The 15,295-nt window shown below is 73.7% G+C and carries 11 protein-coding genes; 8 read left to right on the top strand and 3 right to left on the bottom strand.

The genetic code is table 11. The annotated features are described in order from the left end of the window. Positions 1–31 precede the first annotated feature (31 nt). Both dcd and ACQZ2A_RS11245 read left to right on the top strand, forming a co-directional pair. Positions 32–607: a dCTP deaminase gene (gene dcd, locus ACQZ2A_RS11250; RefSeq protein WP_430210843.1), complete on the top strand. Its 576-nt coding sequence runs from the start codon at positions 32–34 to the stop codon at positions 605–607. Between the two features lie 164 nt (positions 608–771). Further along, positions 772–1,500, top strand: a complete 729-nt coding sequence (locus ACQZ2A_RS11245; RefSeq protein WP_430210840.1) for an alpha/beta hydrolase — start codon at positions 772–774, stop codon at positions 1,498–1,500. On the opposite strand, the gene ACQZ2A_RS11240 is transcribed toward ACQZ2A_RS11245, so the two are convergent. Then, complete coding sequence (locus ACQZ2A_RS11240; protein WP_430210838.1) at positions 1,463–2,878, bottom strand: MFS transporter; 1,416 nt, start codon at positions 2,876–2,878, stop codon at positions 1,463–1,465. The genes ACQZ2A_RS11245 and ACQZ2A_RS11240 overlap by 38 nt on opposite strands. 106 nt (positions 2,879–2,984) lie before the next feature. Here ACQZ2A_RS11240 and ACQZ2A_RS11235 point away from each other — a divergent pair, with 106 nt between their 5' ends. The 4 genes from ACQZ2A_RS11235 to ACQZ2A_RS11220 all read left to right on the top strand — a co-directional run bounded on the left by ACQZ2A_RS11235 (position 2,985) and on the right by ACQZ2A_RS11220 (position 6,582). Then, positions 2,985–4,124 (top strand): ABC transporter ATP-binding protein, encoded by a 1,140-nt coding sequence (locus ACQZ2A_RS11235; protein WP_430210836.1) that lies wholly within the window; start codon positions 2,985–2,987, stop codon positions 4,122–4,124. 1 nt (position 4,125) lies between these two features. Beyond that, positions 4,126–4,773, top strand: coding sequence for an ABC transporter permease (locus ACQZ2A_RS11230; RefSeq protein WP_430210833.1), 648 nt, complete (start codon positions 4,126–4,128; stop codon positions 4,771–4,773). Beyond that, positions 4,770–5,537: an ABC transporter permease gene (locus ACQZ2A_RS11225; RefSeq protein ID WP_430210830.1), complete on the top strand. Its 768-nt coding sequence runs from the start codon at positions 4,770–4,772 to the stop codon at positions 5,535–5,537. The genes ACQZ2A_RS11230 and ACQZ2A_RS11225 overlap by 4 nt, the downstream gene beginning before the upstream one ends. 127 nt (positions 5,538–5,664) lie before the next feature. Beyond that, a complete protein-coding gene (locus ACQZ2A_RS11220; RefSeq protein WP_430210829.1) occupies positions 5,665–6,582 on the top strand; it encodes an ABC transporter substrate-binding protein in 918 nt (305 codons plus the stop codon). Between the two features lie 410 nt (positions 6,583–6,992). Here ACQZ2A_RS11220 and ACQZ2A_RS11215 read toward each other — a convergent pair whose 3' ends face one another. Beyond that, positions 6,993–11,006: a heterodisulfide reductase-related iron-sulfur binding cluster gene (locus ACQZ2A_RS11215; protein WP_430210827.1), complete on the bottom strand. Its 4,014-nt coding sequence runs from the start codon at positions 11,004–11,006 to the stop codon at positions 6,993–6,995. Between the two features lie 282 nt (positions 11,007–11,288). On the opposite strand from ACQZ2A_RS11215, the gene cysK reads away from it, so the two are divergent. Beyond that, positions 11,289–12,218, top strand: coding sequence for a cysteine synthase A (gene cysK, locus ACQZ2A_RS11210; protein WP_430210825.1), 930 nt, complete (start codon positions 11,289–11,291; stop codon positions 12,216–12,218). Positions 12,219–12,220: 2 nt separating this feature from the next. Next, a complete protein-coding gene (gene cysE / locus ACQZ2A_RS11205) occupies positions 12,221–12,817 on the top strand; it encodes a serine O-acetyltransferase (protein WP_430210823.1) in 597 nt (198 codons plus the stop codon). Here cysE and ACQZ2A_RS11200 read toward each other — a convergent pair. After that, on the bottom strand, positions 12,810–15,284 hold the full coding sequence (locus ACQZ2A_RS11200; protein WP_430210822.1) for a CHAT domain-containing protein: 2,475 nt from the start codon (positions 15,282–15,284) through the stop codon (positions 12,810–12,812). The two genes, cysE and ACQZ2A_RS11200, sit on opposite strands and share 8 nt — an antisense overlap. Between the last annotated feature and the right edge of the window lie 11 nt (positions 15,285–15,295).

Below are 15,295 nucleotides of genomic sequence, written 5' to 3'. Positions count from 1 at the left end.
CACCCCGGACCCCCACCGGTAGCCTGACGCCGTGCTGCTCTCCGACCGCGACATCCGTGCCGAGATCGAGGCCGGACGGGTCGTCCTCGACCCGTGGGACCCCGACATGATCCAGCCGAGCAGCGTCGACGTGCGCCTCGACAAGTTCTTCCGGCTCTTCGACAACCACAAGTACCAGGTCATCGACCCGAGCCAGGACCAGGCCGACCTCACCCGCCTCGTCGAGGTCGAGCCGCAGGAGGGCTTCGTCCTCCACCCCGGCGAGTTCGTCCTCGGCTCCACCCTCGAGACAGTCAGCCTCCCCGACGACCTCGCCGCCCGCGTCGAGGGCAAGTCCAGCCTCGGCCGCCTCGGCCTGCTGACCCACGCCACCGCCGGCTTCGTCGACCCCGGCTTCACCGGCCACGTCACCCTCGAGCTCAGCAACGTCGCGACCCTGCCGATCATGCTCTGGCCCGGCATGAAGATCGGCCAGCTCGCCTTCTTCCGTCTGAGCAGCCCGGCCGAGAGCCCCTACGGCTCCGAGGGCTACGGCTCGCACTACCAGGGCCAGCGCGGCCCCACCGCCAGCCGCAGCTTCCAGAACTTCCACCGCGCCGACGTCTGAGCGTCGTCGGCGCCACCCATCCGGGCGCCCCACCTGCGCCGAACGCCTCCACGACACGCCGGTGACGGTCTCCGTCCACGCCCGCGGTGCCGACGCAGGGTACGCATCGCAGGTGCGGACGACGGTCCGCCGCAGACCGCTCCGTACCGACTCGGAGGCCCCTGATGCCCGAACGCCCTGCGAGCAGCGCCGATGCCGCCGGTCACCACGACGACGAGGCCGGCTCCCCGCTGGCGCTCGCCGACGCCCTGCTCTCCCGCGACGGCGGGGGCGGCGCCGAGCTGCGCGGCCACGTGCCCGACGACCCGGTGGGTGTCGTCCTCGTCCTCCACGGCGGGGCCGAGCGCAGCCACGAGCGCGTCACGTGGCGACGCCTCTCGGTCGTGCGGATGCTCCCCTTCGCCACCGCGCTCCAGCACGCGGGTGACGGCTCGCTCGCGGTGCTGCGCCTGAAGAACCGGGTCCGCGGCTGGAACGGGCACGAGCAGGACCCCGTGCACGACGCCCGCTGGGCCCTCGACCGCATCCGCCGCGTCCTCCCGGGCGTGCCGGTCGCCCTCGTCGGCCACTCGATGGGCGGGCGCGTGGCCCTCCAGCTGGCGGCCGAGCCCGGTGTCGCCGCCGTCGCCGCCCTCGCCCCCTGGGTCGAAGGGGATGCCCGCCGGCCGCGCGCCGGCGTCCCCGTCCTCCTCATGCACGGCAGCGGGGACCGGATGACCGACCCGCGCCGCACCGCCGTCATCGCCCAGCGGTGGGAGGAGTCCGGCGCCGACGTCACCCACCTGCGGGTCCCGGGGGAGAAGCACGCGATGCTCCGCCGCGCCTCCTACTGGCACCGCACGGTGACCGACTTCGTCACCGAGGCCCTCCTCGGGACAGGCCGAACCAGCTGACGATGCCGCCCGCTGCCAGCAGCCCGGCGCACCACAGCATCGCCGCGCGGTACCCGGCCGTCATCGCGTCGGGATCCAGGTAGTCGGTACCGGCGAGCCCCACCAGGCCGGGCAGCGCGGCCACCGCGAGCAGCGAACCGGCTCGCGCGACAGCGTTGTTCACGCCGCTGGCCACGCCGGCGCGGCTGTCGGGAGAGGCCGCGAGCACGGCCGCCGTCAGCGGGGAGACCAGCGTCGCGAGCCCGAGGGCGAAGACGACCATGCCCGGGAGCACGTCGGCCCACCCCGCGTCCGTGCCGACGCGCAGGAGCAGCAGCGCGCCCGCCGCGCACACGAGCGGGCCGACGGTCATCGGCAGCCGGGGCCCCGCCCGCTCGGCCAGCCGCGCCGAGCGCGACGACAGCAGCATCAGCGCCACGGTGATCGGGAGGCTCGACAGCCCGGCGGACAACGCGCTCCACCCGGCCACCTGGAACTCGAGGACGACGAAGACGGTCACCGACCCGAGCGCTCCGTAGACGAGCAGGGTCATCGCGTTGGCGGCCGAGAAGACGCGGGAACCGAAGAGGGACAACGGGACCAGCGGATGGGCCGAGCGCCGCTCGACGACGACGAAGGCCACCGCGGCACCCACGGCCAGTACCCAGCCAGCCGCCGTTCCCCACGGCGGCAGCGTCCCGGCCGCCGTCAGCACGTAGGTGAGCGAGCCCAGCGACACCGCCGTGAGCACCGCCCCGGGCACGTCGAACCGTCGACCGGCGGCATCCGGGTCCCGGCTCTCCGGAGCCGTTCGAAGGGTCAGCGCGACGACGGCCGCGCACAGCGGCACGTTGAGGCCGAACACCCATCGCCACGACGCGTGGTCGACCAGCCACCCGCCCACGAGCGGCCCGAGCGCCGCCGCCACGCCGGAGAACCCCGCCCACGTGCCGATGGCCGCCGCCCGGTCCTCCGGCCGGAACGAGGTCCGGATGACGGCCAGCGCCCCCGGCGTGAGCAGCGCGGCGCCCACCCCCTGCAGCACCCGCAGCCCGACCAGCTGGGCCGGCCTCTGCGCGAGGGCGCACAGCGCCGAGGCCGCGGCGAACCAGCCGACCCCGGTGAGGTACACCCGTTTCCGCCCGAGCCGGTCCCCGATGCCACCCCCGACGAGGACGAGCGCGGCGAGTGCCAGCAGGTACCCGTTGACGACCCACTGGAGCTGGGCGAGCGAGGCATCGAGGTCGGTGCCGATGCTCCGGAGGGCCACGTTGACCACGCTGCCGTCGAGGATCGCCACCCCGGTGCCGAGGGTGAGGCCCGCGAGGACCATCCGCCCCCGCATCGATGCACGGTCGAGGTGCTCGCCGACCTCGACCGACCCCGCATCACCCGTCACGCCCTCACGTTAGGGCCCGCGGCGCTGGTCACGGAGCGGTCACGGTGTCGTGAAAGGCCGACCGGCAAGGCGGTCCGGCCGCACCGGGGCCCGTTAGGGTCGACGGATGATCCGCTTCGACGGCGTCACCAAGCAGTACCCGGACGGCACGGTCGCCGTCGACGACCTCAGCCTCACGGCGCCGACGGGCAAGATCACCGTCCTCGTGGGGCCGTCCGGCTGTGGCAAGACCACGAGCCTGCGCATGGTCAACCGGATGATCGAACCCACCCGCGGCTCGATCTTCCTCGACGGCCAGGACACCGGGCGGATGGACCAGGCCGAGCTGCGGCGCGGCATCGGCTACGTCATCCAGCACGCCGGCCTCTTCCCGCACCGCACGGTCCTCGACAACATCGGCACGGTGCCGCGGCTGCTCGGCTGGGACCGGAAGAAGGTCCACGACCGCTCGCGCGAGCTGATCGAGCGGGTTGGTCTGGACGCGCATCTCGGCGACCGGTACCCGGCCCAGCTCTCGGGCGGGCAGCAGCAGCGCGTGGGGGTGGCCCGGGCGCTGGCCGCCGACCCGCCCGTCATGCTCATGGACGAGCCGTTCTCGGCCGTCGACCCCGTCGTGCGCGACCAGCTGCAGGACGAGTTCCTGCGCCTCCAGGACGAGCTCGGCAAGACCATCGTCTTCGTCACCCACGACATCGACGAGGCGGTCAAGCTCGGCGACCAGGTGGCGGTGCTGCGGGTCGGCGGCACGCTCGCCCAGGTGGCCGAGCCGGCCTACCTGCTCGCGCACCCGGCCGACGACTTCGTCGCCGACTTCGTCGGGCGCGACCGCGGGTACCGCGCGCTGCAGTTCCAGCCGACGCCGCGCCTGCCGCTGCGTCCGGAGCCGACGGTCGTCATCGGGGAGACGCCGGAGCACCGGGCGTCGTGGCTGCTCGTCGTCGACGACGACCGGCACCCGCTCGGATGGGTCGAGCCCGCGCGCCTCGCGGGGCGGGCCGTCGAGGACGCCGACCTGCACCGCGGCGGCACGGTGGCCCGGGCCGACGGCTCGCTGCGCGGCGCCCTCGACGCCGCCCTCTCCTCGCCGTCGCGCCGCGGCGTGGTCGTCGACGGCAGCGGCTCGCTCGTCGGGACCGTGCTGGCCCACGAGGTGCTCAGCGCCATCGAGGACACCGACCGCCCGGAGCGCGACGAGGCCGACCCCGTGCGCGGCGGCGCGATGAGCGTCGCGGGCGACGAGGCCTGACGTGGACTGGCTGACCGCCAACTGGCGCACGGTCATCGACCTCGCCGGGTCGCACCTGTACCTCGCGGGGCTGCCGCTGCTCATCGGGCTCGTGCTGTCGGTGCCGTTGGGATGGGCGGCCAAGCGCTGGCGCGGGGCCTACCCGGCCGTCGTCACCTCGACGGGTCTGCTCTACACGATCCCCTCGCTCGCCCTGTTCGTCATCATGCCGCTCATCCTCGGCACCAAGATCCTCGACCCGGCCAACGTCGTCGTCGCGATGACCATCTACACGGTCGCCCTGCTCGCGCGCACCGTCGCCGACGGCCTGATCTCCGTGCCCGACCACGTCGAGCAGGCGGCCACCGCGATGGGCTACCGCGGGCTGCGCCGGCTCTTCGGGGTCGAGCTGCCGCTCGCGGTGCCGGTCATCGCTGCCGGTCTGCGCGTGGCCGCCGTCTCCAACGTCTCGATCGTCTCCATCGCCTCCGTGGTCGGGGTCTCGCAGCTCGGCAACCTCCTCGTCGACGGCTACCGCCGGATCATCTGGGGCGAGCTCCTCACGGGCATCGTCGCGACGATGGTGCTGGCGCTCCTGCTCGACCTCGTCATCCAGCTCGTGGCCCGCGGCCTCACGCCGTGGCGCCGGGCGACGGGAGCCCGCGCATGATCGGCTCGCTCTTCTCCTGGCTGGCCGACCCCGCCCACTGGTCGGGACCGGACGGCGTCCTCAACCGGCTGTTCGAGCACCTCTGGTACAGCATCCTCGCGATGGTGCTGGCGCTGCTGGTCGCGCTCCCGCTGGGGCTGTACATCGGCCACACCGGGCGGCTGCGCTGGCTCGTCACCGCGACGAACGCGGCGCGCGCCGTGCCGACGCTCGGCCTGCTCTTCGCGTTCGCGCTCTGGCTCGGCCCCTCGCTGAAGGGCGACCTCGCCTTCCTCGTGCCGGCGACCATCGTGCTCGTGCTGCTCGCCGTGCCGCCGCTCCTCGCCGGGACGTACGCGGGGGTGGAGGCCGTCGACCCGGCGGCCCGCGACGCCGCTCGGGGGGTCGGCATGACCGGCTGGCAGGTGCTGCGCCAGGTCGAGCTGCCGTGCGCGCTGCCCCTCCTGATGTCCGGGGTACGCACCGCGTCGTTGCAGGTGGTGGCGACGGCCACCATCGCGGCGTTCATCGGGCTGGGGGGTCTGGGCCGGCTGCTCGTCGACGGCATCGCGTTCGGTGACTACCCGCAGGCCGCGGCCGGTGCGCTGCTGGTCGCGGTGCTGGCGGTGCTGCTCGAGGGGCTGCTCGCGCTGCTCCAGCGGCGGCTCGTCTCGCCCGGGCTGGGCGGTGCGCGCCGCGCTGTCGGTGGGTCACGAAACGATGACGATGCCGCGACGGCGGAAGTAAACGCCCGGACACCTGTTGGTCCGGGTGGGATGACGTGAGGCGCTCGCCGACCGCCCGCCCGACCGAGCCATCCGGACGCCACGACGTGGCGCCCCCGACCCCGTTGCACCGACCGCACACCGGCCCCGGCCCCCGAGCCCGGCCACCACGAAAGGGACCGACCCGATGAAGCGCAGAACCGTCCTCAGCACCGTCGCCGTCGCCGCCGCTCTCGGGCTGTCGGCCTGCGGTGGCGGCAGCGACCCGCTCGCGTCCGACGCGCCGTCCGCCGGCGCCTCGGGTGGCTCCTCCGGCTCGATCGTCGTCGGCGGCGCCGACTTCTCCGAGTCCACCCTCCTCGCCGAGGTGTACGCCGGCGCGCTGCGCGCCAAGGGCATCGACGCCACGACGAAGACCAACATCGGTGCGCGTGAGATCTACCTGCGTGCCCTCGAGGACAACTCGGTGCAGGTCTTCCCCGAGTACACCGGTGCGCTCGCCGTCTTCTACGACAAGTCCTACTCGGGTACCGACCCCGACGAGGTCTACAAGAAGGCGCAGGAGGTCATCCCCGACACCCTGACGGTGCTCGACAAGTCCGCCGCCGAGGACGTCGACTCCCTCGCCGTGACGAAGGAGACCGCCGACTCCAAGAACCTCAAGACCATCGAGGACCTCAAGGCCGTCTCCGGCGACATGACGCTCGCCGCGCAGCCGGAGTTCAAGCAGCGTCCGCAGGGTGTCGTCGGCCTCGAGAAGGTCTACGGCGTGACGTTCGGGACCTTCCGGCCGCTCACGGGGCAGGCGGTGCTCCAGGCCGTCGTCAACGGGCAGGCCGACGTCGCTAACGTGTTCTCCACCGACCCCGGCATCGCGGCGAACAACCTCGTCGTGCTCGAGGACACCAAGAAGGTGTTCGGCTCGCAGAACATCGTGCCGCTCGTGCGCGCCGACAAGGCCGACCAGGTCAAGGACGCGCTCAACGCGGTCTCGGCCAAGCTGACCACCGACGCGGTCACGCAGATGCTCAAGCAGACCGACATCGACAAGAAGGACCCCAAGGCCGTCGCCGAGGAGTTCCTCAAGGCCAACGGCCTGGGCTGACGCCCTCGCTGCGGCGCGACGCGACGACGCCCCGGTCCCCTGCGTGGGGGCCGGGGCGTCGCGCTGTCCCGAGGCGTCTTGGTGTGGCGACTTATTGCCCATCCGCCACCTCGCCGGGGCGTTCTCGGGGTGCATGAGGTGGCGGATGGGCAATAAGTCGGGTGGGTGGGGTCAGGCCCAGGGGTCGGGCTCGTCGAGCAGGCTCGCGTCGGGCGGTCAGTCGGGTGGGTGGGGTCAGCCGGTTGAGCGGACGGCCTCGCCGGAGGATCGTCCGGGTGGGGACCCGAGCGATCCTCCGATCGCGCCCTGTCCGCCCGCGCGGCAGGCGACTTCTTGCCCATCCACCACCTCGCCGGCCCGTTCTCGGGGCGTCGGAGGTGGTGAATGGGCAATCAGTCGGGTGGGTGGGGTCAGTCCCAGGGGTCGGGCTCGTCGAGCAGGCTCGCGTCGCCGCCGAACTCGCCGGATGCCTTCGCGGCCGGCTTCTCCGGCGATGGCGCCGTCGGCGGCTCGGCGGCAGCGTCCTTCGCGGGCTCGGGCTCGGGCTCGGGCTCGGGTTCGGGCTCGGGCTCCTTCTCGGGCTCGGGCTGCGCGGTGGCGGCGTCCTCCGGCTGGGACTCGACGGAGGCCTCGGACGTGGCCTCGGGCTGCGCGGCTGCCTCGGGCTCCGGTTCGGTGGGCGCCTCGGAGGTGGGCGCGGGAGCACCCTGCTCTGCGGGCTCGTCCCAGGGGTCGGGCTCGTCGAGCAGAGAGGAGTCGCCGCCGAAGGACCCCGACTCCCCGGAACCCGAAGGCTCCGTGGCCGGCTCCGGCTGAACCGCTGCCGGCGTCTCGGGCTCCGGCTCGGCGGTCTTCTCGGGCTCGGACTCCGGCTCCGGCTCTGGCTCTGGCTCGGCAGCCTTCGGCTCCGCGGAGGCGGTGTCGGCGGGCTCGTCCCAGGGGTCGACGTCGTCGTCCGACGGGGCGGTCGATGAAGCCGGGGCTTCGTCGGTGGGAGCAGATGAGGCCGGGGTCTCGTCGGTCGTCCCGGGCTCTGCCTGCACCGGCTCCGGCGTGGCGACCGGGGCGGGCGCCGCGGTGTCGGCGGGCTCGTCCCAGGGGTCGACGTCGTCGTCCGACGGGACGGTCGATGAAGCCGGGGCTTCGTCGGTGGGAGCAGATGAGGCCGGGGTCTCGTCGGTCGTCTCGGGCTCGGGCTCTGGCTCGGCAGCGTTCGGCTCCGCGGGGGCGGTGTCGGCGGGCTCGTCCCAGGGGTCGACGTCGTCGTCCGATGGGGCGGTCGATGAAGCCGGGGCTTCGTCGGTGGGAGCAGATGAGGCCGGGGTCTCGTCGGTCGTCGCGGGCTCTGCCTGCGCCGGCGTGGGTGCTGCGGTGTCGGCCGGCTCGTCCCAGGGGTCGACGTCGTCGTCCGATGGGGCGGTCGATGGGGCCGGGGCTTCGTCGGTGGGAGCAGATGAGGCCGGGGTCTCGTCGGTCGTCTCGGGCTCTGCCTGCGCCGGCGTGGGTGCTGCGGTGTCGGCGGGCTCGTCCCACGGGTCGACCTTGTCGGTGGACGCCGCGGCGTCGGCCTTGGCCTTCTCCTCGGACGGCTCGCCCTGCGAGCGACCGGGCGCCGGGTCCGCGACGGCGGCCGGCTCGTCCCACGGGTCGGGCTCGGTCCCGGACTCCACGGCCTCGGCGGTGTCGTCGTCGATGGCCACGGCAGCGTCCGGTGCGGAGCCGGTGCTCGCCGGTGCGGCGGGCTCGTCCCAAGGGTCGTCGCCCGCGTCGTCGGCCGGGGCGGCGGGGGCGGGCGCGGCGGGTGCCGCGCCCGAGTCGGTCGGGCCTGCGGGCTCGTCCCAGGGGTCGTTGCCCTCGTCCTCGGTGGTGGGCGCGGCCTGCTCGGCGGGAGCCTCCTCTGCCGGTGCCTTCTCTACCGGAGCCTCGGTCACGGTCGCCGACACCGTCGCAGCAGCAGCACCCGCGGCAGCCGCTGCCGGCGCCGCCTCATCGGCGGGCGTCGCCGGCTCGTCGACAGGAGCATTCGGCGTCTCCTGGCCCCGGCGCACGGCGGCGAGCAGCATCTGCGCGACGTCGACGACCTCGACCTCGTCGCCGACGCCCTCGGCCTGCTTGGCGGTCAGGCCGTCGGAGATCATCACGCGGCAGAACGGGCAGCCGATGGCGATCCGCTCGGCGCCGGTGGCCAGCGCCTCGTCGGTGCGGTTGGTGTTGATGCGCGTGCCGAGCTTCTCCTCCATCCACATCCGGGCGCCGCCGGCGCCGCAGCAGAACGAGGTCTCGCCGGAGCGCGGCATCTCGCGCAGCTCGACGCCCGGCAGGGCGCCGATGAGCTCACGCGGCGGGGCGTAGACGCCGTTGTGCCGGCCGAGGTAGCAGGGGTCGTGGTACGTCACCGACGGCGCCGTCGACGCGACGTTCTTCGCCGAGGACATCCCTGGCGCCTCGTCGGGGCGGGCCACCGGAGTCAGCTTCTTCTCGCGGACCAGCCGGTTGAGCAGCTGGGTGTGGTGGACCACCTCGTACGAGCCACCCAGCTGCGGGTACTCGTTCTTGATGGTGTTGAAGCAGTGCGCGCAGGTGACGACGATCTTGGTCACGCCGAACTCGCCGAAGGTCTCGACGTTCTGCGCGGCGAGGGTCTGGAAGAGCAGCTCGTTGCCCGCGCGGCGGGCCGAGTCGCCGGTGCACGTCTCGCCGTCGCCCAGCACCGCGAACGAGACGCCCGCCGTGTCGAGCAGTTCGGCGACCGCGCGCGAGGTCTTCTTGGCGCGGTCCTCGTAGGCACCGGCGCAGCCGACCCAGAACAGCCACTCGACCTCGGACGCCTGCTCCACGTCCTGCCCGAGCACCTTGACGTCGAACGGCAGGTCCTTGGCCCAGTCGAGGCGCGCCCGGGCGCCCATGCCCCATGGGTTGCCCTTGCCCTCGAGGTTCTTGAACAGGCCGCCGAGCTCGTTCGGGAACGCGGACTCGATGAGGGTCGCGTACCGGCGCATGTCGATGATGTGGTCGACGTGCTCGATGTCGACGGGGCACTGCTCGACGCACGCGCCGCACGTGGTGCACGACCAGAGGACGTCCTGGTCGATGACGGCGTCCGGCCCGTGCGGGTTGTACGCCGACAGCGGCGCCGACGCGTCGTACCCGGTCTCCCCGACGAGCGACATCGAGGTCCAGTCGACGACGTCGACCGAGCCGGCCGGCTCGATGCCGTCGGTCGGCACGGTCTGCGCCGCGGCGGTGACCGAGGCCATCGCCTTCTCGGTGTCGCCCTCGGCCTCGGACAGCGCCCGCAGGTACGGCGCCTTCGCGTCCGCGTGGTCGCGCAGCGTCATCATCAACAGCTTGGGGGACAACGGCTTCTCGGTGTTCCAGGCGGGGCACTGGCTCTGGCAGCGGCCGCACTCGGTGCAGGTCGAGAAGTCGAGCAGGCCCTTCCACGTGAAGTCCTCGACCTTGCCGACGCCGAGGACGTCGCCCTCCTCCATCTCCTCCATGGCCTCGAGGTCGAACGCCTTGCCGCCCACCGTCATCGGCTTCGCGGCGCCGAGCGCGGTGCGCCCCGAGGACTCGCGCTTGAACCAGATGTTCGGGAACGCGAGGAAGCGGTGCCAGGCGACGCCCATCGTCGGCTGCAGCGAGATGGTGATCATCCACGCGAAGGAGATGAGGATCTTGACCGTCGCGACGACCTGCACCCACGCGGCCAGCCCGGCCGGCGACGTGCCCGCCCACCAGCCGGCCATCCACCCGGTCAGGGGAAAGTGCGCGACGAGCGAGGTGTCCGGCTCGAAGCGCTGCACCATCGCGGCCTCGAGCCCGCGCAGCAGGAGGATGCAGAACGTGACGAACAGGATCGTCAGCTCGACGTAGTAGGCCTGCCAGAAGGTGGACCCGAAGAAGCGCGAGTACCGCCCACCCTCCCCGGCCGCCCGGCGCGGGTGGTTCTTCTGGCGGATCGCCATGAGCACCACGATGCCCACCAGCCCGCCCCACGCGAACAGCTCGACGACCCACTCGAACGGCGCGAAGTGGCCGATGAGCGGCAGCCGGTAGTCCGGCTGGACGAGCTGGAAGAAGGCGTTGACGAGGGTCGTGAAGAGGATGAGGAAGGCCAGCGCGGTGAACCAGTGCGCTGCCGCGACGACGCGCAGCCGGGACATCCGGGTGTGGCCGAGGAACTCCTTGGCCAGGGTCCAGGTGCGCGCTGCGGGCGCGTCGGTGCGCGAGCCGTCGGACTGCCCGAGCCGGTAGAGCGAGACGAACCGGCCCACCTGCCGGAACAGCAGCGCCCACCCGATGGTCGGCACGACGAGGCAGAGGACGACGGCCACGACCTGCAGGGCCGTGACCCCGCCGAACCGGTCGTCGAACGACGGGAGGACGTCGCCGGCCAGGGCAGGGGCGAAGGCAGCAGGCATGCGGTGCAGCCTACTGCCCGGTAAGCGAGCGCTCACCGGTCTGTGACGACCGTCAACAGGCCTGGTCGGCGGAGTCGAGGGCGCTCGCGGCCGCCGGGGCGACCACGTCCGCACTCGACTCCGGTGGGTCCGCCGGCTGCGGTGCTCTCGAGACCCCGTTGTCTCATGGATAACTCTCTGTTGGAATACGCATAAGGAGTCGGGGGTTGGCCTCGACAGCAGGACCGATGCAGCGCGCCCTCGCCCGGCCGGGCGGTCGGCGCCCGACCGAAAGGCGACGCGATGCCCATCCTCGACGACGTGACCCAGGCCGTCGGCAACACCCCGCTGGTGCGGCTCAACCGCATCATCGACGGCGATGCCACGGTGGCGGCCAAGCTGGAGTTCTACAACCCGGCGAGCTCGGTCAAGGACCGCATCGGTGTCGCGATCGTCGACGCCGCCGAGGCGTCCGGGCAGCTCCCGCCCGGCGGCACCATCGTCGAGGCCACCTCGGGCAACACCGGCATCGCCCTGGCGATGGTCGGCGCGGCGCGCGGCTACAAGGTCGTCCTCGCGATGCCCGAGTCGATGAGCAAGGAGCGCCGCGCCCTCCTGCGCGCGTACGGCGCCGAGCTCATCCTCACCGACCCCTCCACCGGCATGAAGGGCGCTGTCGCCAAGGCCGACGAGATCGTCGCCGAGCGCGAGGGGGCCGTCCTCGCCCGTCAGTTCGCCAACGCCGCCAACCCCGAGATCCACCGGAGGACCACCGCGGAGGAGATCTGGAAGGACACCGACGGCGCGGTCGACATCGTCGTCGCGGGCATCGGCACCGGCGGCACCATCACCGGCGTCGGCCAGGTGCTCAAGTCGCGCAAGCCCGAGGTGAAGATCGTCGCCGTCGAGCCCGAGGAGTCGCCGATCCTCAACGGCGGCCAGCCCGGCCCGCACAAGATCCAGGGCATCGGCGCGAACTTCGTCCCCGAGATCCTCGACCGCGAGGTCTACGACGAGGTCATCGACGTCAACGCGCAGACCTCGGTCGAGTGGGCCCGCAGGGCCGCCACCGAGGAGGGCCTGCTCGTCGGGATCTCCTCCGGCGCAGCGCTGGCCGCCGCCAACCAGGTCGCCTCGCGCCCGGAGAACGCCGGCAAGACGATCGTCGTCATCATCCCGAGCTTCGGCGAGCGCTACCTCTCGACGATCCTGTTCGAGGGCCTCGTCGACTGACCATGTCCGTTCTCCGACAGGTGCGTTCGGCGGTTCGTGAGGATCTCGACGCCGCGATGCGCCGCGACCCGGCCGCGGAGTCTCGCGCCGACGTCGCGTTCAACTCCCCCGGGCTGCACGCGATCTGGTCCTACCGACTCGCACATCGCCTGTGGGACAAGGGTCCCCAGTGGCGTCCGGCCGCGCGCCTGCTGTCCACGCTGACCCGCGCCGTCACCGGAGTGGAGATCCACCCCGGTGCACGGATCGGGCGGCGCTTCTTCATCGACCACGGGATGGGTGTGGTCATCGGTGCCACCGCGGTGGTCGGTGACGACGTGATGCTCTACCACGGCGTCACCCTCGGTGGCCGGTCGCTGCAGCGCGGCGTCAAGCGCCACCCCACCCTCGGCGACCGCGTCACCGTCGGTGCCGGCGCGCGCGTGCTCGGTGACCTCGACATCGGGGACGACGTGCAGATCGGGGCCAACTCCGTCGTCGTCAAGGACGTCCCGGCCGGCGCGGTGGCCACCGGCATCCCCGCCGTCGTCCGCTTCCCGCAGACGCCGCAGGAGGACCCCTACGACGCGCTCTTCGCCGAGCCGGCCATCTTCATCTGACCCCTGAGGCGCGCCGTCCCTCGGGGTCGGCCGCCCAGTCGGCCCCGTAGACCGCGAACAACCCGGCGTCCGGTGTGCCCGCCGAGGCCGCCTCGAGCGCCGACGCCGCGTCCAGCCCCGCCCGCAGGCCGCGGTGGTGGGCCACCGTCACGGCGTGGGCGACCTCGTCCCGCACCGGGGCGACCGAGGCCAGGACGGCGCGCGCCCCGGACGCCAGCAGCGCCGCGGTGAGCCCGAGCGCCTCGTCGCCCGGTCTCAGGTGCGCGCTGCCGACGTCGCACGAGGCGAGCACCACGTGCCCGGCACCGACGCCGCGGCGGTGCAGCTCGTGGGCGAAGACCGGGCCGTCGTGCAGGCGCACCGAGGAGAAGAGCGGCGACTCGTCGTGGTGGGTGCCGTGCGCGGCGACGTGGACGACGTCGGTGTGGGCCATTGCGTCGGTCAGGGACGCGGCCGTGGCCGCGCCGTCCACGAGGGCACGCCCCCGGCCCCAGGCGTCCAGCACGGAAGCGACCTCGGCGTCGGCACTCGCCAGCCCGGGCCCGCCCACGGCCACCACCCGGGAGGCCGGGCCGGTGCCGCTGCGCCGCAGCCACGAGGTCGCCGACCCCGCGACCACGAGCGGGCGTCCGTCGACGCCCGGGACGAGCCGCCACGGCACCGACTGCAGGGACATCGACGGGATGAGGACGAGCCGTCGGGCGTCGAGCTCGAGGACGGGTGCGAGCAGCGTCCCGAGCTGCCCGAGCCCGGCGGTGAGCGAGCGGCGGACGGCCTCGGCGAGTGCCGGGACGGGAGCGGTGGACAGGGCGCGCAGGTCGGCCCTCAGGCGGCGGGACAGCTCGACGGCGTCGCTGACCGACCCGAGGTCGTGCACGCGGGTCGCGTTGCGGGACAGGGTGACCGCGCGGAGCCGGGAGCCGTGCGAGAAGAGGGCGACCACCCCGGTGTCGCGCTCTGACAGCGCCCGACGCACCTCGGCGTGGGAGGCCGGACGGGCCGACCTCGTGTCCGAGGGCGTCCTCGCGTCGAGCTCGCGCTCCCGGTGCGCAACCTCGCGCTCGAGCCGGACCGCCTCCTCCCGCAACGGTTCCGCGTCCTCGCCACCGGCGTCCAGCAGGCGACGACGGACGAGGCGGAGCTCGGTGAGCAGGTCGGCCAGAGTCTCGTCGTCGCGGGCGGCCCGCGCCCCCGGCAGGCGCAGGCTGAGGGCGCGCCACCGCTCGGTCGCGGCGTAGACGGCGGCCGGCCGGCCGGAGGCCCACGCGGCATCGAGGTCGAGGGCCGCCAGCCGTCGCCCGTGCAGCGCGACCGCGGCGCGGATGTCCAGGCTGGTGTACGCGGCCGAGCCGTGGGCGAGCCGCAGCGAGGCCCGGCCCAGCGCCCGCGACCGCCCGGTGGCGTCACCGGCCGCGTTCGCGATGCGGGCGGCCACGAGGTCGTGGTGCAGCCGGTCGCTGAGCACCGCGCGGTGGAGCCGCACCGATGCGGCCAGGTGCTCGCGCGCCGCCGCGAGGTCGCCGGCGTCGACAGCGGCCTCGGCCCGCAGCACCGCCACGTGGTGGTGCAGCACGGGCGAGCCGGCGCCGTCGGCGTCGAGCCGCTCGATACTCGCCCGCAGCCGGTGGCCCGACTCCCCGGCGGCCAACCGGGCGCGCGCGATCGCGACGTCCGCGTGCAGGCGCCACGCCGTGGCGTCGCGCCCGGCGAAGAAGCGGGCCGCCTCCGTGGCCGGTCCGACCGCACGGGACGGCTCGCCGCGCAGCACGGCACAGCGCGCCACCTCGAGGAGCACCTCTCCCCGCACGCGCCCGAGCCCGCGGGAGGTGGCCACGGCCAACGCGTCGCCGAGCAGCACGCCGGCCTCCTCGACGAGACCGGCCTCGATGTGGGCCCGGGCCTGGTCCAGCATCGTCGTGGCCACCGACATCTCGGGGTCGATCCGGTGGGCCTCGGCGAGCAGCCGCAGCGCCTCCGGGACCTCGCCGCGCAGGAGGGCCAGGCATCCCAGGTCGTGCACCGCCATCGCGCGCACGTCGGTGTCCCCGCCGGCCTCGGCGACGGCCGAGGCACGGTCGAGGTCGGCGGCCGACTGGCGGAACTGCCCGAGGTACTGCCGGGCCAGGCCCCGGTTGAGCAGCGCGACGGCGAGCTCGCGGTGCCCGACGAGGTCGCCGTCGTCCCGCACGCCCTCGAGGGCGGCGACGGCGTCGGCCCAGCGCCCCGAGCGCGCGAGGAAGCCGGCCCGCTGAATGGCCGCCAGGGCGCGCAACGAGTCACCGGCGGGCCCCGATCCCGCCACCTTCTCGGCCGTCCCGAGCATGCCCAGCGCCGCAGCGAGCCCCTGGCGCTCGAAGATCGGCACCGCGAGCGTCACCATCGCCCGGGCCCGCATCCGGTCGGCCGCCACGCCGGGCGTGCCGTCGAGGAGGTCGACGGCACGCCGCAGCAGGCGCTCGGCATCCACCGGTCGGCCGG

The sequence above is a fragment of the Phycicoccus avicenniae genome, from assembly GCF_050496545.1.
Lineage (GTDB): Bacteria > Actinomycetota > Actinomycetes > Actinomycetales > Dermatophilaceae > Phycicoccus > Phycicoccus avicenniae_A.
This window is presented reverse-complemented; position numbering and strand designations above follow the sequence as displayed.

What these genes read in the sequence shown, in the direction of transcription:
- cysK (WP_430210825.1), top strand. Translation starts at nt 11,289, where the DNA reads ATGCCCATCCTCGACGACGTGACCCAGGCCGTCGGCAACACCCCGCTG.
- ACQZ2A_RS11245 (WP_430210840.1), top strand. Translation starts at nt 772, where the DNA reads ATGCCCGAACGCCCTGCGAGCAGCGCCGATGCCGCCGGTCACCACGAC.
- ACQZ2A_RS11220 (WP_430210829.1), top strand. Translation starts at nt 5,665, where the DNA reads ATGAAGCGCAGAACCGTCCTCAGCACCGTCGCCGTCGCCGCCGCTCTC.
- ACQZ2A_RS11225 (WP_430210830.1), top strand. Translation starts at nt 4,770, where the DNA reads ATGATCGGCTCGCTCTTCTCCTGGCTGGCCGACCCCGCCCACTGGTCG.
- ACQZ2A_RS11215 (WP_430210827.1), bottom strand. Translation starts at nt 11,006, where the DNA reads ATGCCTGCTGCCTTCGCCCCTGCCCTGGCCGGCGACGTCCTCCCGTCG.
- ACQZ2A_RS11235 (WP_430210836.1), top strand. Translation starts at nt 2,985, where the DNA reads ATGATCCGCTTCGACGGCGTCACCAAGCAGTACCCGGACGGCACGGTC.
- cysE (WP_430210823.1), top strand. Translation starts at nt 12,221, where the DNA reads ATGTCCGTTCTCCGACAGGTGCGTTCGGCGGTTCGTGAGGATCTCGAC.